Annotated in this window: 8 protein-coding genes and 1 pseudogene; 8 read left to right on the top strand and 1 reads right to left on the bottom strand. The window is 59.5% G+C overall.

The window, feature by feature from the left end:
• Positions 1-10 precede the first annotated feature (10 nt).
• The 5 genes and pseudogenes from lapD to ACEN8R_RS03005 form a co-directional block, all read left to right on the top strand.
• Complete coding sequence (gene lapD / locus ACEN8R_RS03025; RefSeq protein ID WP_018929916.1) at positions 11-1,951, top strand: cyclic di-GMP receptor LapD; 1,941 nt, start codon at positions 11-13, stop codon at positions 1,949-1,951.
• 139 nt (positions 1,952-2,090) lie between these two features.
• Complete coding sequence (locus ACEN8R_RS03020) at positions 2,091-5,117, top strand: Ig-like domain-containing protein (RefSeq protein ID WP_495624570.1); 3,027 nt, start codon at positions 2,091-2,093, stop codon at positions 5,115-5,117.
• Between the two features lie 432 nt (positions 5,118-5,549).
• Positions 5,550-5,918 (top strand): DUF6124 family protein, encoded by a 369-nt coding sequence (locus tag ACEN8R_RS03015; RefSeq protein WP_018929914.1) that lies wholly within the window; start codon positions 5,550-5,552, stop codon positions 5,916-5,918.
• A gap of 583 nt (positions 5,919-6,501) precedes the next feature.
• Positions 6,502-8,406, top strand: coding sequence for a hypothetical protein (locus ACEN8R_RS03010; RefSeq protein ID WP_018929913.1), 1,905 nt, complete (start codon positions 6,502-6,504; stop codon positions 8,404-8,406).
• Positions 8,407-8,885: 479 nt separating this feature from the next.
• Positions 8,886-9,012, top strand: a pseudogene (locus tag ACEN8R_RS03005) (DUF6124 family protein); the annotation flags it as partial.
• A gap of 111 nt (positions 9,013-9,123) precedes the next feature.
• Here the strand turns inward: ACEN8R_RS03005 and ACEN8R_RS03000 are convergent.
• On the bottom strand, positions 9,124-16,263 hold the full coding sequence (locus ACEN8R_RS03000) for a retention module-containing protein (RefSeq protein WP_495624569.1): 7,140 nt from the start codon (positions 16,261-16,263) through the stop codon (positions 9,124-9,126).
• 591 nt (positions 16,264-16,854) lie between these two features.
• On the opposite strand from ACEN8R_RS03000, the gene ACEN8R_RS02995 reads away from it, so the two are divergent.
• The 3 genes from ACEN8R_RS02995 to ACEN8R_RS02985 are packed head-to-tail and all read left to right on the top strand — an operon-like array spanning position 16,855 to position 21,776.
• The gene (locus tag ACEN8R_RS02995; protein ID WP_019648053.1) at positions 16,855-18,213 is read left to right on the top strand and encodes a TolC family outer membrane protein; all 1,359 of its coding nucleotides are present in this window, start codon (positions 16,855-16,857) and stop codon (positions 18,211-18,213) included.
• A 26-nt stretch (positions 18,214-18,239) separates the two neighbouring features.
• A complete protein-coding gene (locus ACEN8R_RS02990) occupies positions 18,240-20,399 on the top strand; it encodes a type I secretion system permease/ATPase (RefSeq protein WP_018929910.1) in 2,160 nt (719 codons plus the stop codon).
• A gap of 9 nt (positions 20,400-20,408) precedes the next feature.
• Positions 20,409-21,776, top strand: a complete 1,368-nt coding sequence (locus ACEN8R_RS02985; RefSeq protein WP_018929909.1) for an HlyD family type I secretion periplasmic adaptor subunit — start codon at positions 20,409-20,411, stop codon at positions 21,774-21,776.
• Positions 21,777-21,884 lie beyond the last annotated feature (108 nt).

Raw genomic sequence — 21,884 nt, 5'->3', positions numbered from 1 at the left:
GAGTGTTTTCATGTCACTGCGCAAACAGTTGTTCCTCGCCATTTGCCTGTTCTTGCTGGTGGCCTTCAGCGGCAGTTTTTTTGTCAGCCTGGAAAGCTCCCGTGAACAGATGCTCAGTCAGTTGCGCTCCCACGCCCAGGACGCCGCCACGGCGCTGGGCCTGTCGTTGACCGCGCAGATCGACGACCCGGCGATGATCGAATTGATGGTCAGCTCGATTTTCGACAGTGGCTATTTCAGCAGCATCCGGGTCATCAGCATCGAGAATGAACAAGTGCTGGTGGAGCGCAGCGTACCAGCGCAAATCGAGGGTGTACCCGGCTGGTTCGTCAGTCTGGTGAACCTGCGCCCACAAGGTGGCGATGCACTGGTCACGCGTGGCTGGGACCAGGCAGCCCGGGTCGAAGTGCTGAGCAACCCGCAGTTCGCCCTGGCCAAACTCTGGGACAGCTCCCTCGGCAGCCTGATCTGGCTGCTGATTTGCGGATTACTCAGCGCCGTGTTCGGAGGCTGGCTATTACGCCGGCAATTGCGCCCGCTCGACAACATGGTCAAACAGGCTGAAGCCATCAGTAAACGCGAGTTCCGCAGCTTGCCAAAATTGCCGCGCACGCCGGAGCTCAAACGCGTGGTGCTGGCCATGAACCAGATGGTCGAAAAACTCAAAGCGCTGTTCGCCGAAGAGGCCGCGCGCAGCGAAAAACTGCGCTCCGAATCCTATCAGGACAACCTTACGGGCCTGGCCAACCGGCGCTTGCTGGATGAACAACTGGCCGACCAATTACTGGATTCCGAGCAAAGCCGCGACGGTCATTTGCTGATGCTGCGGATCAACGACCTGATCGGCCTCAATCAACGCCTGGGTGGCCAGCGCACCGATGCCCTGATCAGCGCCGTCGGCGAGTTGCTCAAGCGCCTGACGCAACCTGCAGAACGTCGTACCTGGCTCGCGGCGCGCAATCGTGGTGGCGAATTCAGCTTGCTGACGCCGGGTCTGGACAGTAGGGGGGCCGCGCGCCTGGCCTCCGAAATCAGCGCCACCCTGGAAAACCTGCGCCTGACCGGCGCCAGCGACTGCATGCCCGTGGCGCACCTGGGCATCGTCGCCTACCACCCGGGCGAACCGGCAAATGATGTGCTGCTGCGCCTCGACCAAGCGCTGACCCAGGCCCGGCAACATCCAGAGCGGCCATGGATATACCAGGCCCAGGTCGATACTGCGCCGAATCATTCTCAGCACGATTGGCGCAACTGGATCGACGATGCGCTGACCGAAGGCAAGATGCAGTTGTATTTCCAACCGGTGGTGCAATGCGCCGACACCAGTCAGGTTCTGCACCACAAAGTCCTCGCGCGCTTGCTCGACCCGCAAGGCGAGGCCGTTGCCGCCGGGCATTTCCTGCCGTGGATCGAACGCCTCGGCTGGTCGGCGCGGTTCGATCTGGCGATGCTCGAAACCACCCTCGAATACCTCGCCGCCAACCGCTGGCCGCTCGCGTTGAGCCTGTCCGGCAGCACCCTGCGCGACCAGACCCAGCTGAAACTGATCTGCGACATACTCGAATCATTGCCGGAACTGGCGCCTCTGCTGACCCTGGAAATCGACGAACGCCAACTGCCGCCCCCCGAAGAACTGCAACGCCTGAGCCACAGCCTGCTCAACACCGGTTACCGCATCGGTTTGCAGCATTTCGGCGGCAGCTTCAGCCAGATCGGCAACCTGACGCAGCTGGGGTTGGCGTACTTGAAAATCGATGGGGCGTACATTCGGGGTATCGATCAGCAGAGTGACAAGCGGTTGTTTATCGATGCGATATACCGGGCGACCAACAGCATTGATCTGCCGTTGATTGCGGAAATGGTCGAGACCAAAGGGGAGCTGGAGGTGATCCGGGAGTTGGGGCTATTTGGGGTGATGGGGCGGTTGATCGGGCCGCCGGAGCCGATGTGAGCGGTATGACCACTCGTCTAAAACCTGTGCGCACCTGTCAGATCTGACAGTAGGCAAACACTCACGCCGATTATCTAATCCTTCCGTATCGGTGCCGCCCAATCGGGAAGCCGGGCGCCTCTAAGGAAGGTACGCATTCATGAACAGCCCCCTGACAAACGCTGACCTCGCCTCCAATGGACAAGTCGTTGTATTCCCGCCCGATCGCGGCATCGGCGTGCTGGCCGTAGACCCGCCCTACCCGCCGGGCTACAAACCGCAGAGCGACGGTGCGTTGGGGATCAACATCAACATGGTGCACGGCGACCGAGACGGTTTGCTGGTTTACATCCTGGCCTATCTGAACATGGCCATCGGCGACTACATCAAGGTTTACATCGAAACAAAAAACGCGTCCGTCGCTGAATTTTCCGTCACCGAAGCCCACTTCGATGCCGAAGGCAACGCGAAAAACATTCCTTTCTATATTTCCGCCAAAGACATGGAAGCCAGGTTTGCGCCGCTGCTATCGGAGAACAAGCAATTCTGGTTCGACGTTGAGCGCGTGAGCGGAAACGGCCTCGAACAATCGACACCTGTGCCACTGTTTTATAAACACCCGGCGCCGGGTGAACCGGACACAGACGGCGGAAAACCCTTCAACCAGGGCCTCAAGCTGCCCGTCGCTTCGGAATCCGTCATTGATAAAACCGTGGTCAATGAAGGTATGTTCGTGACCGTTCTGGCGTATTACAACCAGAAAATCGGTGATGTGGTCGTCCTTGCCTTTGGAACGCTGCTCCTCGAGTCCACCGTCACTGCGTTGGGTGACGTGGTCTTTGAATTGACACCTGAAATGCTCGCCAAACTGCCGCTCACCTCTACGGTGATCGTACGCTGGGAGGTGTTCGATGTCGTGGAGAATTCGAGCGGCTGGTCGGACTCGCTGATCCTGGTTTTCAAGCCAGGGATAGTGCTGCTGACCGCACCGATTTTCGAACAGGCCGATCCCGACGATGTGGTTCATCACGATTGGCTCGTGGGCGGTACCCTGCGGATACTGGTCACCGGTGTGTTTGCAAAAGATGAACTGCTCGAACTGACATTTGAAGGGATCACGAATGGTGGCGACCTGGCCACCCACACCTTCAGCAGGACGCTGACTGCCGCGACCAGAACCGTGGTCTTCGAGGTTCCCAATGAGTGGGTTCGCAACCTGATCCGAGGCTCGGCGCAAGCGTTCTATCAAGTGGTCAGAACAGGCAACCCTCAACCATCGAAACACGCGGGTATCACCATCACCGGTACGTCCCTGCCATTGGGCCTGCCGATGGTCGAGCCGCTGGAGAGCAACGATACCCTGCCAGCGGATACGACCTTGGCGAAGGTGGAGTTCGCCACGTATTGGCCCATGAAAGCGGGCGCGAAGGCCGAATTATGTTGGCAAACCATTGACTCGGACGGTATTGCGATCCTGTTTATTTTCCAACTGATCGTCACCGACCCGACGCTGCCGCTCATCTTCCAGGTGCCAACCAAATACATAGCCCCTTACGCCGGTGCCCCATTGACGCTGCAATGCAAAATCACCAACCCGGGTAAAGTCGAGGTGGTTTCCGATCTGCTGGGTTTAAAGATTGGGGATGAGAAAGACATCGTCCTCGAGCTGCCGTTTCTGGTAGGAGTCCCCCAGCCGATTCACCCCTTGGACGGGGAGCGGACGATAAGGGCCGAATTCCTCGCGGCGATAAAGGAAGACCGGGCGAGACTGATACACATCAAGGCGCCAAACGACTCGCCACTGTTCTCGCTTATTCCTTTGAACCAAAACAAACGCGCCAACTGGGTGCTCGACCCTCGGTTTCTTGTTGCCAACCAGGGAAAGACGATACAACTGCGCTGGAACTTGAGGCGCAACGGGAAAAAAGCCGCTTCATCCCCGGCTGTGGAAATTGTGATCGCCCCGATCGCCCCCGAAGACAGTCGGCTTCCGACGCCCCGGATCAGCGGAGTATCCGGGATTGTGGAAGTAAAAAAACTGACGGCTGCCAATGAACTGGTAGTGGATGAGTGGCCGGGGCAACGTTCAGGACAACCTCAATACCTGATGTTTGAAGGAACCAACACCCAAGGTGAAGTGGTTCGGCATGAAGCCCTTAAAGGCGAACTGACGGGTACCGAGAGGGGCCTGAGACTGGCATTGCCGCTCGACTGGCTTCGCAATCTGAAAGATGAAACCACCTTACACATCTTCTTCCAGGTGAATGTGAACCGAGAGCCTGACAGGGAAACGGCCGTAGCATTTCCCGGGCAAGCGTATATCGTCGATTCGCTGATTGAACTACAGCCGCATATCGATGCGCTGAAAGACCCGCAGGGTCGTGATATTCCACAAGGCGACACTACGATTGCCACCACTATCACCGTACACGGGCATGCAAGCATCCAGGAGCAAGTCGAGATTCTGGTGAATGGCGTGGTGGAGGCGACGGTAACGACAGACGCTAACGGCGATTGTTCGGAGCCCGTGAAGGTTGCCAAGTATGACGCGCTGAACACAATCCGGTTACGAGCGAAGTACGGCGATAACCTGACATCACACGAACGATCTTTCACCCAGCGCCGACCGCTGCAAGTTAACCAAACCACTATGAACCTGCACGGACTCAGGATTGAGATGGGGTGGCAGAAAGTGGGGCCTGATTTCCCGGGCAATACCGAAAATCGTCCCGCATCCTATGGAGTCCCCCCGATCCGCTACACCTCCAGCAATCCGGCTCAGGTCTCGGTCGATGCAAATGGAAAGGTCACCGGTCTTCGTAACGGCGGCGCGTACATCACCGCACAGGATCGATTTAGCACCCTTACCTACTATGTGGACGTGAAGAACGTTTTTGTCGCGGCATCCGCTGGAGTGGCCATGACGTTGACCAACTCTGTCAACTGGATGATCTCTGTTCCGGGCTCCATGCCACTGTCTGATCTGTGGTCACTTATAGTGCTGGTCTATGGACCTTCACACACCTGGATTCTGGGCAATTCAGTTAACTGGATGCTCGACTCCAGAGGGTGCCCCCCGGGCTATTCGCTCATCTACCAACATGGCAATGGCAACGGTCCCGGAATAGTTCCCGGGAATGCGCCCCCGCATGTGGTCTGGAACCCGTGGTGCGCCAGACCTTATTGAGAGAGAAACGAGGAAAAGGGGACATTTGTTCATCTGCCCTGCCTCTACTCCAACACCTGAGTGAGAAATAAACAGCGATGTTTAAAAGACATCTCCAGACACTCACTCAGGCTACACATCCTTGCGCCGTTGCCTACGACTGCGCCAGAATCCGCCGGCTTGTGCGCTTTGGGGGCGGGTTCTATCGTTTCGCGGTCGCTGACGAATCAGCGATCGGGTTTCGCAGCCCGGGTCAATCAAGGCGCACTGCGCCACCGTTCCCTTTCAGTTGGCGCTTCTTTTCGTCAACTGGATTGCGTTATGGCGGCTGTGCGCGGGAGATCTTCGGGTCTGCCGGGTTCCTTGATTCCCGGTCTGCGAACCTGCGTACAGCTGCCACCTCCCTCGTTTCGCAGCGAGCAGTGACAGCTCCATTAATCAAGGAGCTTCAACATGTTCAAAATCACACCCAACCCACCCGAAACCGACGACGTTTCCCCCTACGAAACCCCGGACTCCAAAAAACTCAACGAAGCCGCCGAGCGCGCCCTCGATTACTACCTCAAACCGTCCGCCCCCAAGCCCCCACGCAAGCCGAGCACGATTTACACCGTTGCCCCGGACATCGACATCGAAGAGCTACTGGCCAATGCCTGCGAGTCCTTTGCCTCGGCCAAGGTGATCGCCAGTGACTGTGCCGGTTTTCTGGAGGGGCCGCAGCGCAATACGATATTGGGCGTCGCGCAGCTCATCATGTTTGGTGAACTGGCGGTGAGTCGGGCGCTGGACAGTCTGGAACTGAAGGCTGACCCGGCCCTGTAACCTGAGGTCAAACGCTGACCCCTGTGGCGAGGGAGCTTGCTCCCGCTCGGCTGCGCAGCAGTCGTAAACCCTGTACATGCGGTCTACCTGATGCAATTGGGCCGAATGGTTTTGGGGCCGCTTCGCAGCCCAGCGGGAGCAAGCTCCCTCGCCACAAAAGCCCTTCAGGCTGCAAGTTTTATGGTGGTCTTTCGGGCCTCTTCGCAAGCAGACTCGTTCCCACAGTCGATCCGGGTTGTTCGCCTGTTTTGTGTTCACTGAAGATCGAATGTATGAGAGCGAGCTTGCTCGCGAAAACGATCTCACCGGCAAAAAAAACTGCCATTCCTTCAACAGGGATGGCAGGTTTTGTCGTTTCAGCTCACGCATGCCGTTGATGATGGTCGCTGTATCGTGGCCCCCCACAACCACCCGCCCGTAAACGGTTGGTCAGGCAGCCGATGCCGATGTAACTGATATGACCGTTCGTCTTAAATCCACATATACCTGTCAGATCTGATAGTAGCCAATCTGTTTTCCCTGCGGTGTGATGAGTACTCGTCCCGAGTGGACTTGAAACTTGTCGCCTCCCCCGGAGAATTTGATGGATATCCAGTCCGCCGAGCTAACGAAGCTGTTTACGCTGTTTCCCATAATCATCCCGGGCTGGGTATCCCCGATAAGACCCGCCGGCATCGCTGACGGCGGTATTCCCAAAGCCCTTTATGACGGCCAGGCCCAAGGCCTTGAATGCCTGGTTGATTACTGGGAGGAGTTGCAGCTGCGCTCCTGGATCATGGCGGTCGATGATCGCGTGGATTTGTATTGCAACGGCAATCTCGTCCCAGGAGCAGGCCAGACCGTCAAACCCGGAGAGGAACAACTGCGCCAGCGTCTTTACCTGCCGCACGGGTACCTGATCCAGGGCGTCAATCGGTTGCATTACGTGGTCACCCGTGTCAGCGGGAACAGTGAACCCTCTCGGGATCTGCTGGTGCTGTACCACCTGCGGTCTGCGGACAACCTGAATCTGGTGATCCCGGCCGACGTGCTCAAGGACGGCGTCAGCGCCGCACGGGCAGCGCAAGGGGTGGAGTTCGGGTTCACCTATGCCAATCGGCGCAACTATGACCGCATCGAATTTCTGTTGGGCGACACCCAGGACCGGTTCGACGTCCCCGACGGCACGGCGCCGATCACCCATACACTGTTCACCGACATGTTCCAGAAGGCGGGCGACAACCCGAGTACTGTGGCCGAGTTCTATGTCGTCGACCAGTTGGGCAACCGGGTCAAATCCCCGGAGAAGCGCCTGGACATACATCTCGGCCGTCTCGATCTGAACCCACCAACTTTGGTAGCCCCGGCGAAGAGCCCCATTGATGTGTTGACTCACTCAAATGGAGCAACGGTTCGAATTGAATTCCTGACAGCGGGGTTGAATGATCGAGCGCGTCTAATGATCAAGAATCCGATCGCAGGCGACAAAACGTTTCCTGCGCAGCTATTCAATCAAAACAAAAGGGCAAACTTCAGATTAACTTTCGAGCTTCTATTGGAGTGGATGGGGCGCGATGTCGAATTGTATTGGGAGTTGATTCGCGATGGGAAGCCGGTAGGGACATCGTCGCCGTTGGCACTGACGATTGAACGGATCGTCGACGGTGATGTTCGATTGGGAGCTCCCATCATCGATCAGGCTGATAGTGCACGGGCCTTGGATATCAATGAATTCGACGGTGATGCCACCATCACTAAAACTCCATGGCCGCTTCAGGGTGGAAATTATCTTATTGACATAACGGTCATCGGAACCGAAAACAATGGAACCCCCCTTGTTATTCCCGTAGTGACAGGAGGTTCCTTGACACCTGAGGAAGAGACAAATGGATTCACCAGAACACTGTCACGTGCGCAACTGTTACTGCTGCAGGATGGTTCAACCCTCCATGTAGAAGTCAAAGCCAACTTCAAGGGGCAAAAGCCCATAACGATTATCTTCCCGCGTTCTTTAATCTATACAGTCAAGAACATCCAGCCTATTTTGTCGGAAAATTTCGATAGCCACTACTCACGCTTTATATCACTTGGCCAGACCATATCACTGCCTAGCATGACCATTCGCTTTCTCGGAGGAAATGGCATTATGGGTATAAACTCAATAAACACCATTCTCACTGGCCCTTACCCTCCCGTGCATAACCAAAGCGCTGCGCAAGTTCTAGAGATGCATACAAACGCCAGTGGCACGAGCCAATACATGCAACTCGAGTTTAACTGGGGCTACTCCTCTGTCGAGTTTTACTACAGATTCGTCCAAAGCAACGGAATACTGGTTAATTTCTTAAGAAAGGACAAAACAAGACTATCTTATCAGTACCTTGCCAATAGTCCCGGCCCCCACCGTGTATTCTTCTCTACTTCAGACAATGACATTTGGTATGTAGAGATCATTACAAGCGTCTGGGATTTAATTACCTTTGATCACTTCACCATGGGTCGCAAATAAATATCAAAAACTCGCGACCACTGGTACGCACAATATAAACAGAGGACGAAAAATGAGGGACTCGGAGAAAGGGCACGCCATTATTTATCAGCCCTGCCTCTCCTAAGCCTGAATGAGAAATAAACAACGATGTTTAAAAGACATCTCCAGACACTCACTCAGGCTACACATCCTTGCGTCGTTGCCTACGACTGCGCCAGAATCCGCCGGCTTGTGCGCCTAAGGGTCGGGTTCTATTGTTTCCCGGTCGCTGACAAATCAGCGATCGGGTTTAGCGACCCGAACCTTTGTAGGCGCAACAGCGCTCCAAACTCTCTTGCAGATTGTTCATGTCTGCGATTGATGTCATGGCGGCTGTGCGCGGGAGACCTTCGGGTCTGCCGGGCGCCTACACCCGGTTCGCTAACCTGCGTGCAGCCGCCACCCTTACCTGTTTAGCGACAGGTCTTGGTGGCTCCATTTCCTGTAGGAGTTTCACCATGTTCAAAATCACACCCAACCCACCCGAAACCGACGACGTTTCCCCTTACGAAACCCCGGACTCCAAAAAACTCAACGAAGCCGCCGAGCGCCCTCGATTACTACCTCAAACCGTCCGACCCCAAGCCCCCTCGCCACATGAGGTGTATCCGGGCACAGGGCCGGTAGATAAATCCTCAACCAACAAAAAACCCGCCATCCCCTTTCACCGGGAATGGCGGGTTTTGTCGTTTCAGATCACACGGTATCCACCTTCAACGAATGGTCGTTCAACATGCCGTTGATAATGGTCGCGGTATCGTGACCGCCGGCAATCACACCATTCGCTCCGGGGGTGACGCCGTAGTGACTGGCCAGGTTCACACCGGCCAGGTCGATGGTCTGGCTCGGCGTGGCGCCGGCCATGGCGCTGATGTCGATGCTGGTGACCAGGGTCGCGCCGCTGCCGGTGACTTTGAAGTGCAGGTAGTCATCCAGCGATGCCGCAGTGCCGTTCTCGCCTTGCAGCAGTTGCGACAGGTCGAGTTTGTCGGTGCCCGGGGTGAAGTCGGTGATGACGTCGTGGCCGCTGTTGCCTTTGAGCCACTGGAAGGTGTCGGCACCGCTGCCGCCGGTGAGGGTGTTGTCGCCCAGGCCGCCGATCAGGAAGTCGTCGCCGCCTCCGCCGTTGAGCACATCGTTACCCAGACCGCCGTTGATGATGTTGCCGTTGTTGTCGCCCGTGAGGCTGTCGTTGAAGTTCGAGCCCGTGAGGTTTTCGATGCCGGTCAGGGTGTCGGTGCCTGCGCCAACGGTGTTTTGCGCAGTGAGCAGGCTGAGGTCGACAGTCACGCCGGCGGTGGCATGGGCGTAGTTCACGGTGTCGTTACCGGTGCCGCCGTCGAGCCAATCGTTGCCCGGCCCGCTGAACAGCAGATCGTTGCCGGCGCCGCCATGCATCTCGTTATTGCCTGAGCCTGCGGTGAGCACATCGTTGCCGTCACCCGCATTGATAATGTTGTTGCCGGTGCCCGCGATCAACACGTCATCGCCCGAGGTGCCGGTCAGTGTATGGCCGGCCTGATAGGTGATGTCGACTGCCGCGCTGTCGCTGCCGCCGTGGTTGTCGCTGGCGGTGTAGGTGCCGTGGAAGTCTGGCGTGGAGTCCTGGGCTCCGGCGTAGTTGACGGTCATGGTCAGTTGATAGTTTTCCGCCCCCTTCCCGCTGTTGCCAGGTCCCCCGTCGTCGATGTTGGTGATGTGGATCTGGTACGTGCCGTCCGCCGTGGCGGTGATGGTCTGGCCATCGGCGAGAGCCATGTAAGCGCCGCCATTGACCGAGTACTCCATGGTGATGTGGCCGGCCGCCAGGTTGTGGTCCAGGTTGAGGGTCTCGCCCTGTTTGAGGTTGACGGTGATGCGGTCCTCATCGTTGGTATTGTTGGTGCTGACCGCCCCCAAGGCCCCGCTGACCACCAGCATGGCGGTCATGGCGGCAGCGTTGGCGACGAATGCACTGCGGGCGATAGTCACGGCCTGGACGTTATTGCCGGTGAAACTGAAGCTCGAGTTGGTGCCGGTAAAGTCCGCCCCCTTGGCCGTCCAACCCGTGTTGAAGGTAGTCGGCGATGCCGTGAGCGCATCACCGTTGGGGTCGGTGTCGTTGGCCAATAGCAGCTCGCCCGGCACCACGATACTGCCCGACAGCACGTTGGTGATGATGTGATCATCGACTGCCACCGGTGGCGAATTCGGAATCACGTTGACTGTCAGGGTCGAACTGGTGAGGTCGCCGTCGTTGTCGCTGGCGGTGAAGCCGATGTTTTCGGTGATCTGCACGGCCGTGGTTTTCTGCGAGGTGTAGGTGTACTCGCCGGTGTCGAGGTTCACCAGCAGCGTGCCGCTGTTGTTGGTGGCGATGCTCAGGGTGTTGTCGACGGTGTTGAAGGTGCCGTGGTTGGCGCCGCCGCTGAAGTTCAGCGAACCCTGATTGCTGTTGGCTTTCGGGTCGTAGGTATAGGTGGTGCCGTCGACCGTGAGGGTTTTGATGAAACCGCCATCGGCGCCAAATGTACCACCCTCGCCCAGCAACGAACCGGTGACCGGCGCACCTTGCACGGTGCCCGAAAGTACCGAGTTGAGTTGGTTGAGGTCGGTCACCACCACAGCGTTGGTGTCGGTGTGCGTGCTGCCGTCATAGGCCACCGGATCGAGGCTGGCGTTATTGACGCCGCTGCCCAGGCCGATGGCGTAGTTCTTGATGCCATTGGCGTCGAGGAAGGCTTTGAGCGCGATCTCGTCCGCAGTGCCGATGTCGCCTTCGTTGGGTTTGCCATCGGAGAAGAAGTAGCCGACGTTCTGCGCCCCGATGAGTTTGCCCGAGGTGTCGAATGCGGTTTCCATGGTTGCCACGGCCGCGTCGTAGTTGGTGCCGCCACCTGCCGTCAGCGTAGCGATGATCGACTTGGCCGTCGCCACATCGACCCAGATCGACGTCTGGTCGGTGGCGCTGCTGCTGAAGGTGACGATCTGTACCTTCACGTCACCCAGATTGTCGTACTTGTCGAGCAGCGCGCTGATCGCCTGCTTGGCCAGGTCCAGCCGCGACAGGCCCGATACGCCGGAGGGGTCGTCCATGCTCCCGGATACATCGATCACCAGCATCAGGTTGGAGTCGATCTGCACCGCCGGCACCGAACGGTCCGAGGCGACGGCGTGAGGCACGTCATCGACGATGCTGACCACAAGGGTGCCGGTGGTGCTGTTGCCGATGGCATCGGTGGCTTGGTAGGTGAAGCTTTCGTTCAGGGTGTTCGCGCCGTCGTTGGCGTTGGGCGAAGTTTTCGGCGCCGAGGTCAAAGTGTACGTGTAGGAACCGTCGGGATTGAGCAGGATCTGCCCGTAGGTGCCGGTGGCGCTGCCGACCAGGGTGTAGGTGATCGCACCCGTGGCGCCAGAGACCGAGCCTGCCAACGTACCTGAGCCGGTTTCACCGGTGTTGCCGGGCTCGCTGCCGGTGACGCTGCCCGCCGCCAGGTCCTGGCCGTCCTTGGTCAGATCCAACGCTTTTTCGTAGACGGTCACATCGGTATCGGTGGCGGCTACGAGGCAGTTGTTGGAGACGTCAACAGTGATCGTGGCAGTGCTTTCATCGCCGTCGGCATCGCGCACGGTGTAGGTGAAGGTGTCCGTGGCGCCCGCTTCGCCGACCGAATTCGGGTTGCTGTGGTACACCGCATTGCCGCTGGCATCCAGGGTCAAGTAGCCGTAAGTGCCGTTGATTTGCGTGTTCAAGCCGCCGATGGCCGAAGTCGAGGTGTCGCTGCCGGCACGCACGCCGACCACTGCCCCACCCAAGGCCGGGCCATCAGCGCCGAGCACATCGTTGTCCAGCACATTGCCGCTGACCGTGCCGCCCTCCACCACCGAAACCGAATCGCAATGGGCCGTCGGCACGTCATCGACGATGTTGATCACGATGGTACTGGTGACGCTGTTGCCCACAGAGTCGGTGGCCTGGTAGGTGAAGCTCTCGCTCAGGGTGTTCGGTCCGTCGTTGGCGTGCGGCGTGGAGGTGGGTGCCGAGGTCAGGGTGTAGGTGTAGGAGCCGTCCGGGTTGAGCAGGATTTGCCCATAGGTGCCGGTGGCGCTGCCGACCAGGGCGTAAGTGATTGCACCCGTGGCGCCAGTGATTGAACCGACTAATGTGCCGGAGGCGGTTTCACCGGTGTTGTCAGGCTCGCTGCCGATGACAGTGCCCGCCGCCAGGTCCTGGCCGTCCTTGGTCAGATCCAACGCCTTTTCGTAAACGGTCACGTCGTTATCGGGGGCCACCACGAGGGAACAGTTGGAGATGTCGATGGTGATGGTCGTGGTGCTTTCATCGCCGTCGCCATCGCGCACGGTGTAGGTGAACACGTCCGTGGCGCCCGGTTCACCGACCGAGTTCGGATTGCTGTGGTACACGGCGTTGCCGTTGGCATCCAGGGTGAGATAGCCGTAGGTGCCGTTGACGTGCGTATTCAAACCACCGATAGCCGAAGTCGAGGTATCGCCGCCGGCGCGCACGCCAACCACCGCGCCACCCAAGGCCGGGCCGTCAGCACCGAGCACATCATTGCCCAACACATTGCCACTAACCGTGCCGCCTTCCGCCACTGAGACGACATCGGCATGAGCGGTTGGCACGTCATCGACGATGTTGATCACGATGCTGCCGGTGACGCTGTTGCCCAGAGAATCGGTGGCCTGATAGGTGAAGCTTTCGCTCAGGGTGTTCGGCCCGTCGTTGGCGTGAGGTGTAGTCGCGGGAGGCGAGGTCAGAGTGTAGGTGTAGCTGCCGTCCGGATTGAGCAGGATTTGCCCGTAGGTTCCGTTGGCGCTGCCGACCAGGCTGTACGTGATGGTGTCGCTGGTGCCGGTGACTGAACCCACCAGCGTGCCGGAGGCGGTTTCGCCGGTGTTGCCAGGCTCGCTGCCGATGACCGTGCCCGCCGCCAGGTCCTGCCCGTCCTTGGTCAGGTCCAGCGCTTTTTCATTAACCGTCACATCGGTGTCGGTGGCAGCCACGAGGGTGCAGTTGGCCACGTCAATGGTAATGGTGGTGGTGCTTTCATCACCGTCGGCATCGCGCACGGTGTAAGTGAACACATCGGTCGCGCCAGGGCCGTTCACGGCATTTGGATTGCTGTGATAGACCGCATCGCCGTTGGCATCCAGGGTCAGGTAGCCATAGGTGCCGTTGATTTGACTGTTCAAGCCACCGATGGCTGAAGTCGAGGTGTCGCTGCCGGCGCGCACGCCGACCACCGCGCCGCCGAGGGCCGGTCCGTCGGCGCCGCCGATGTCGTTGCCCAGCACGTTGCCCGAGACCGTCGCGCCTTCGGCCACTGAGGCGTGATCAGGGTTGGCGTTGGGCAAGTCATCGACGATGTTGACGTTGATCTGGCCCAACGCCGTGCTGCCGTCGACGTCAGTGGCGACGACGTTGAGGTTCTCGGTGATGCTGTTGGTGCCGTTGGCGTTCGGGTGGGTTTCGTTATCCACCAGGGTATAGCTGTAGCTGACCACGCCGGTCGCGCTGTCGTAACCGGTGACGGTCAGCGTGCTGCCAAGCGGAGTGACGATCGACTGCGGGACGCCTGCGGCCACGCCACCGGTGACCACCGCGATGCCGCCCACCGTCAGGGTTTGCAAACCGTCGAGCGCGGTGACGGTGAAGGTGCCGCTCTGGGTCAGCGCCGGTGTGTTGGGGCTGCTGCCGTCGCTGAGGTTTTTTTCGTAGACGGTCAGTTCGCCGCCGTTGACGTTCAGGCCATCGAGCGTCACCAGGTCGTCGTTGTTATGGATGTTCAGCACCAGCGTCGCGGTGCTGGTATCGCCATCGGAATCGGTAAGGGTGTAGACGAAATTTTCGGTGCCGTTGCCGCCGCCGTGCAAGGCTTTGAAATCGGCATCGTTGGTGTTCAGGGTGTAGGTGTAGGTGCCGTTGGCGTTCAACACCAGGGTGCCGAACGTCCCGGTGAAGGTGCCGCCGATGATCGGCCCGCTATCGGGGCCGGTGGCAATGCGGTCGGCGCCCTGGACGTCGTTGGGCAGCACGCTGCCGGTCAGGGTCAGCAGGGTTTCCGATGCCGTATTGGCGTTGCTGTCATCTACGGCATGAGGCAGGTCATCGACGATATTCACATCAAGACTGCCAGTCGCGGTGGTGCCGTTGTCGTCCACTACGGTGACCGCAAACTGCTCGGAGAGACTGTTGGCGCCGTTGGCATTCGGATGCATTTCGTTGTCGACGAGGGTGTAGCTGTAGCTGACCACGCCGGTCGCATTGTCGTAACCGGTGATGGTCAGCGTGTTGCCGAGTGGCGTGACGATGGCATGCGGGAAGCCTGTGATCAGGTCACCGGAAACCACCACGATGCCGCCCACCGTCAGGGTTTGCACACCGTCCAGCGCAGTAATGGTGAAGGTGCCGCTCTGGGTCAGCGCCAATGCATCAGGGTTGCTGCCGTCGCTGAGGTTTTTCTCGTTGACGGTCAGCTCGCCACCTTCGGCATTCAGGCCATTGAGCGTCACCAGGTCGTCGTTGTTATGGATGTTCAGCACCAGCGTCGCGGTGCTGGTATCGCCATCGGAATCGGTAAGGGTGTAGACGAAATTTTCGGTGCCGTTGCCACCGCCGTGCAGGGCTTTGAAATCGGCGTCGCTGGTGTTCAGGGTGTAGGTGTACGTGCCGTTGGCGTTCAACACCAGGGTACCGAACGTCCCGGTGAAAGTACCGCCGATGATCGGCCCGCTGTCGGGGCCGGTGGCAATGCGGTCGGCGCCCTGGACGTCGTTGGGCAGCACGCTGCCGGTCAGGGTCAGCAGGGTTTCCGACGCGGTATGGGCGTTGCTGTCGTCGATGGCCTTGGGCACATCGTCGGTGATATTGACATCCAGCGAACCGGTGGCGGTATCGCCGTTGCTGTCGTTCGCAACCACAGTGAATTGTTCACTGAGATTGTTGGTGCCATCACCGGCGGAATGGGTTTCGTTGCCGACCAGGGTGTAGCTGTAACTGACCACGCCGGTGGCCGGGTTGTAGCCGGTGATCGTCAGGGTGTTGCCCAGTTGAGTGGTGATCGACTGCGGAAAACCGATGGGCACCCCGCCACTGATCACGCTGATCCCGCCGATGCTCAGGCTGCTCAGCCCGTCGGGCGCAGACACGGTGAACGTGCTGTGCTGAGTCAGTGCCCCCGGGTTGCTGGCAGACCCGTCCGCCAGGTTGGCTTCATTGAGGGTCAGTTCACCGCCCGCCACCGACAGGCCGGTGAGGATGACCGGGTGATTCGGCACGTTCGCGGCAAACGGCGTAACGATGCCTTTATCGCCGTTGTCCGGCGCAGCGTCCCGGCGCTCCAGGGGGAATTCGGGAATACCGTTGAAGCCGGCGGTGGGGAAACCAATCGTGGGATCGACCCGCCCGCCCACTTCCTCCAACAGCACAAAACTGTGGCCACCACCCAGCGCACCACCGGGCGCGCCCGTTGCGCCCGGTCCGGCGGCGGTGGCCTCAGCGGTCTGGGTCGGGTCGGCACCGGCGGCAATGGCTTTTTGCAGTTGCTCGACATCGGTCAGTTGCGCCTGGCTCGGCGTTACCGCATCAGTGGTCTCCACGTGCGGCACCTGGTGCGCCAGTAACTGGGCATTCATTTGCAGGCTGCTGTCACGCCCCAGCGTCAGCTCCTGGCCATTTTGCATATGCACCGCCACCGCCCCTTCGGCCCCGGTGACCAGCTGCTCGCCGGCAAACAGCCGATCGCCCTCGATCAGTGCCCGTCGAGTGCCATCACCCGCCACTGCATACACCTGACCGATGACCTTACTGACGATACCGATGAGCGTTGCCATGTGCATTCCTCCGCTGCCAACTGCTGTCGGCATCCTGTTTGCGCGAAGAAACGTGCTCATGGTTCAAGCAGGTTGCCCGAGACCCGCGTGCCGGAAAGCGTTTACCTGAAGTAAACCGCTGCCTCCCGACACTCTCGCCAGGCGTGTCGTTCGCGAGGGGGGTGTCTTGGGATCGGGATAAAACCCTCTGCAATCAATGGCATCGGGACCCACTTCCAAAACGACCGGCCTGCAAACGCATGCGTAACGGTTCTGAATCACTCGAGTGACAAAAAAATGTCGCCTCTAAACCGTCTCGCTCTCCTCCCCTCCAGCACTTCTTCGCCCTGTGTCGAAAAGTGAATGGAACTTTCCAAAACCCTGTTGATGCTCCAGAAAGCCAATAAAACAAAGGCTTTCGCATTGAACAATGTGCTGGATTTTTCAGGCCGCATAAGTTTTTTTTGGCATAGCCCTTATGAAAAATTTTTCTTAGCTACGCTTCAGGATGTTCTTAGCTCTGTTGTTACAGGCATGAAACGGTTTCATCTAAAAATATCGTCAAAAAAATGGCGACCGCTAAGCACCATCAGGAATCAGGGAGATGCACCCATGCGCGTTTTAACCCCCCTTTGCAGTGCGATTCTGCTGGCCATGGCCTGCGCTTCTCAGGCTCAGGCGATGTCATTGACCGAGGCGATCCAGAGCACCATTGCGACCCACCCGGAACTGGCGTCTCGGGTCGATGCCCGGCTCTCGGCCGACGAGCAGATTAAAGTCGCTAAAGGGGGCTTTTATCCATCGGTGGATTTGAACGCCGCCTATGGTCGCGGCTACAGCGATAACACCACCACCCGGTCGCGAGGCAATCACAACACCGAAATCCTCACCTACACCCAGTCGGAACTGCGCCTGCGGCAAATGCTGTTTGATGGTTTCAACACCGCCAACGAGGTCGCGCGCACCAAAGGCGTGTCCAACTCGCGGGCCTATTACGCTCAAGGCACCGCCCAGGACCTGGCCCTGCGCACCATTGAGGTGTACCTCGAAGTGCTCAAGCGCCGCGAACTGGTGACCCTGGCCAAGAACAATCTGCAAGCGCACATGCGGGTCAACGATCAGATCGGCCTGCGTACCCAGCGTGGGATCGGCAGCAACGCCGACGCCGACCAGTCCACCGCTCGCCGGGCACTGGCGCAAAACAACCTCGACACCGCCGAAGTCGATCTGGCCGATGCCGAAGCGAATTTCTACAGCGTCGTGGGGCGCATGCCCGATGAACTCGAAGCGCCGCCGTCGACCCGTGGCGAACTGCCCGCCACCCTGCCCGAAGCCCAGCAGAGCATGGTGGAAAACAACCCGTACCTGAAATCCGCCCAGGCTGACGTGCAATCGGCCGAGAGCCAGTACGAAGTCGCCAAGTCGCCGTTCTACCCACGCTTCGACGCCGAAGCGGCAGTGGGCGCCAACAACAATGTGCAGGGCGATCAAGGCCACGACAACGAATGGCGAGTGGGCGTGGTGATGAACTACAACCTGTTCCGTGGCGGCAGCGACAAGGCCCGGCTGGCCTCCGATGCGCATCAGATCAACCAGGCGATGGACATCCGCAACAACGCATTGCGCCAGCTCAACGAGAACATCCACCTGGCCTGGAACGCCATGCAAAACGCCAAGAAACAAACCCCGACCGCCCGTGAATACGCCGAAACCACCACCCGAGTACGGGCGGCGTATCAGGATCAGTTCGGTCTCGGCCAACGGACTCTGCTCGACTTGCTCGACAGTGAGAACGAGCTCTACAACGCCAACCGCCGCTACACCGAAGTGCGCTACACCGAGGAGTTCTCGATGTACCGCGTGCTGGCGAACATGGGCCAGTTGTTGAGCAAGCAACGGGTGGTGCTGCCCGCCGATGCGATCGCCGCCACCGAAGTGAAAAACGAAGCGCGCTTGCCTGAACTCAAATGAAGTAACGCCGTGTAGGAGCGATCAATGTGACCAGCATGGAAACCGGCAACACGGGTGTCGATCCGCGTCTTAGTTTCGATGATCCGCTTCTGGACGGCCTGTTGATTCTCTGCAAACTCCACGGCGCGACGGTCAGTCGTGCCAGCCTGAGTGCCGGGCTGCCAATGGCACACCAACGCTTGAGCCTGGACCTGCTGCCGCGCGCAGCGGCCCGGGCCAGTTTGCAGGCGCGGGTGCTGCGCCGTGAACTGGCGGATATTTCCGCGCTCAACCTGCCGGTGATGCTGATCCTCAACCATGGCCGCTGCGCGGTCTTGCGCCGTTGGGGCGACGATGGTCAGGCGCTGATTCTGCCCAGCGAAGCCGACGGCGGAGAACAGTGGGTCAGTACGGACGAGCTGGCCGCCAACTACAGCGGCCAGGCCTTGTTCGCCCGGCCACGGCATGAACTCGAAGACTTGCGCGCGCCGCTGGTGCCGCGGGTCGAGGCGTGGTTTCGCGACACGCTGAAGCTGTCGAAATGGCTGTACAGCGATGCGATTCTGGCAAGTTTCCTGATCAACCTGCTGGGCCTGATGGTGCCGCTGTTCGTGATGCAGACCTACGACCGGGTGGTGCCGAACCAGGCCACTTCAACCTTGTGGGTGCTGTCGATCGGCCTGCTGATCGGCACCGGTTTTGAGTTGGTGCTGCGGGTGGTTCGTGCGCACTTGCTGGACACTGCCGGGAAGAAAACCGACGTGATTCTTTCAGCGACCCTGTTCGAACGCATCACCGGCATGGCGATGAAAGCGCGACCCGCGACCATCGGTGGTTTCGCCCAGAGCATTCATGACTTCCAGGGCCTGCGGGAGTTTCTCACCGCCGTCACGCTGACCAGCCTGATCGACATGCCCTTCGCTGTGCTGATGCTGGTAGTCATCGGCCTGCTCGGCGGCTGGCTGGTGGTGATTCCACTGCTGGCCTTCCCCATCACGATTCTCTTCGCCATGGTGATTCAGGCGCGCCTGCGCGACACCGTGCAGAAGAGTCTGAGCCTCGGTGCCGAACGCCAGGCCCTGCTGATCGAAACCCTCGGCGGCCTGGAAACCCTCAAGGCCTGCAGCGCTGAAAGCGAGCGCCAGCACAAATGGGAAAGCACCCACGGCGCCCTCACCCGCCTCGACAGCCATGCGCGCAACCTCTCCGCGCTGGCCACCAACGGCACGCTGTTCATTCAGCAGTTTTCCGGCATGGCGACCATCGTCGCCGGGGTCTATAGCATCATCGCCGGCAACCTCAGCGTCGGTGCGCTGGTGGCAAGCTACATGCTCGGCAGCCGCGTGCTCGCGCCGCTGGGGCAGATCGCCGGGTTGATTACCCGTTACCAGCAAGCGCAACTGACCATGAAAAGCACCGATTCGCTGATGTCGTTGCCGCAAGAGCGCGACGCCAGGCAGCGGCCACTGGAGCGCACGCAACTGCAAGGCGCCCTGGACGTCTGCGGCGTAACGTTCCACTACAACGGCCAGAACGCGCCGGCCCTGGCCAACGTCAGCTTCAGCATGAAACCGGGCGAGCGGATCGGCATCATCGGCCGTAGCGGCTCGGGCAAAAGCACCTTGGCGCGGCTGGTGATGGGTTTCTACGCGCCGGAAGAAGGCCAGTTGCTGCTCGATGGCCTGGACCTGCGGCAACTGGACGTCGCCGACCTGCGTCAACAGATCGGCTACGTCGCCCACGACCTGCCCTTGTTGGCCGGCAGCCTGCGCGACAACCTGACCCTCGGCGCCCGTTATGTCAGCGATGCCCGGATGCTTGAAGTCGCTGAGCTGACCGGCGTGACTGAACTGGCGCGTCAGCATCCACAAGGGTTTGATCGGCCGGTGGGCGAGCGTGGTCAACTGCTGTCGGGTGGGCAACGGCAAGCGGTGTTGCTGGCGCGGGCCTTGTTGCTTGATCCGCCAATCATGCTGCTCGACGAACCGACCAGCGCCATGGACAACAGCAGCGAAGACCTTCTGCGGCAGAAACTCCACGGCTGGGTCCAGGGCAAAACAGTGCTGTTGGTCACCCACCGCAGTTCGATGCTCAGCCTGGTGGATCGGCTGGTGGTGCTGGACAACGGGCGGATCGTCGCCGACGGCCCGAAAGAAGCGGTGATCGATGCATTGCGCAAGGGCCGTGTCGGCTCTGCGACGGTTTAGGAGCGCCCCATGGCCCGTTCATCATCCGACACAGCGCAAGACCGAAGCTACTTCGGCAGTTTCAGCAAAAGTGCCGAGAGCGAGTTCATGCCGGAAACCGCCGGCGCCTCGTTGCAGGATTCACCGCGCTGGTCGCGGATCACCGTGTGGCTGGCGGCGGCGCTGCTGATCAGCGCGCTGGTCTGGGCCAAATTCGCCGTGTTGCAGGAAGTCACCATGGGCGAAGGCAAGGCGATTCCGTCGAGCAAGATACAGGTGATCCAGAACCTGGAAGGCGGCATCGTCACCGAGATTTTCGTTCGCGAAGGGCAAATGGTGAACAAGGGCGACACCTTGCTGCGCCTGGATGACACGCGATTCCTGTCGAATAAGGGCGAAAGCGAAGCGGACCGCTATGCCTTGATCGCGCAGGTCGAACGATTGTCCGCCGAAGCGGAAGGCCGGCCATTCACACTGTCGCAGGAAGTGATCGCCAAGGCGCCGCAAGTGGCCGAGGACGAACGCTCGCTGTATGAACAACGCCAACGCCGACTGGCCAGCGAACAGCGCACCTTGACCGAACAACTTCGGCAAAAAACCCAGGAGCTGGCGGAATTCCGTTCCAAACAGGGGCAGTTCAGCTCCAGCCTGGCGCTGCTGCAACAAGAGATGAACATGTCGGCGCCGCTGGTGGGCACCGGGGCGGTGTCACCGGTGGAAATCCTGCGGCTCAAACGTAGCGCGGTGGAAATCCGCGGCTCGTTGAACGCCACGACCCTGGCGATTCCCCGGGCGGAATCGGCGATCAATGAGATCAAAAGCAAGATCGACGAGTCCGAACAATCCTTCCGCTCGGACGCGGCGAAAGAGCTGAATGAAAAACGCACCGACCTGTCGAAAATCACCGCCACGAGCATTGCCATCGACGACCGGGTAACGCGCACCACCGTGGTGTCGCCGGTTCACGGCATCATCAAAGTGCTGAAGGTCAATACCATCGGCGGCGTGGTTCAGCCGGGCAGCGACATGGTGGAAATCGTGCCCATGGAGGACAATCTGCTGATCGAGGCCAAGGTCCGCCCTCAGGACGTGGCGTTCCTGCACCCGGGCCAGAAAGCCATGGTCAAGTTCAGCGCTTATGACTACACGATTTATGGCGGGTTGAGTGCCAGGCTTGAGTTGATCGGGGCGGACACCATTACCGATGACAAGGGCAACAGCTTTTATCTGATTCAAGTCAGGACCGACAAGAATCACTTGGGCGGGGATGTGAAACCGCTGCTGATCATTCCGGGGATGGTGGCGACGGTGGACATTATTACCGGGGAGAAAAGCGTGCTGGATTACCTGCTTAAACCGGTGTTGAAGGCACGGACCGAGGCGATGCGCGAACGCTAAGTCTCACGCTGTCCCTGTGGCGAGGGAGCTTGCTCCCGCTGGAGTGCGAAGCGCTCCCAAAACCTGTCAGCATGATTTCCCTGACACACAGGCTGAATGGTTTTGGGG

It is taken from the genome of Pseudomonas sp. Pseusp15 (assembly GCF_059492165.1).
Note: the sequence above shows the minus strand (reverse complement) of the source record. Positions and strands in the feature narration are given on the sequence as shown.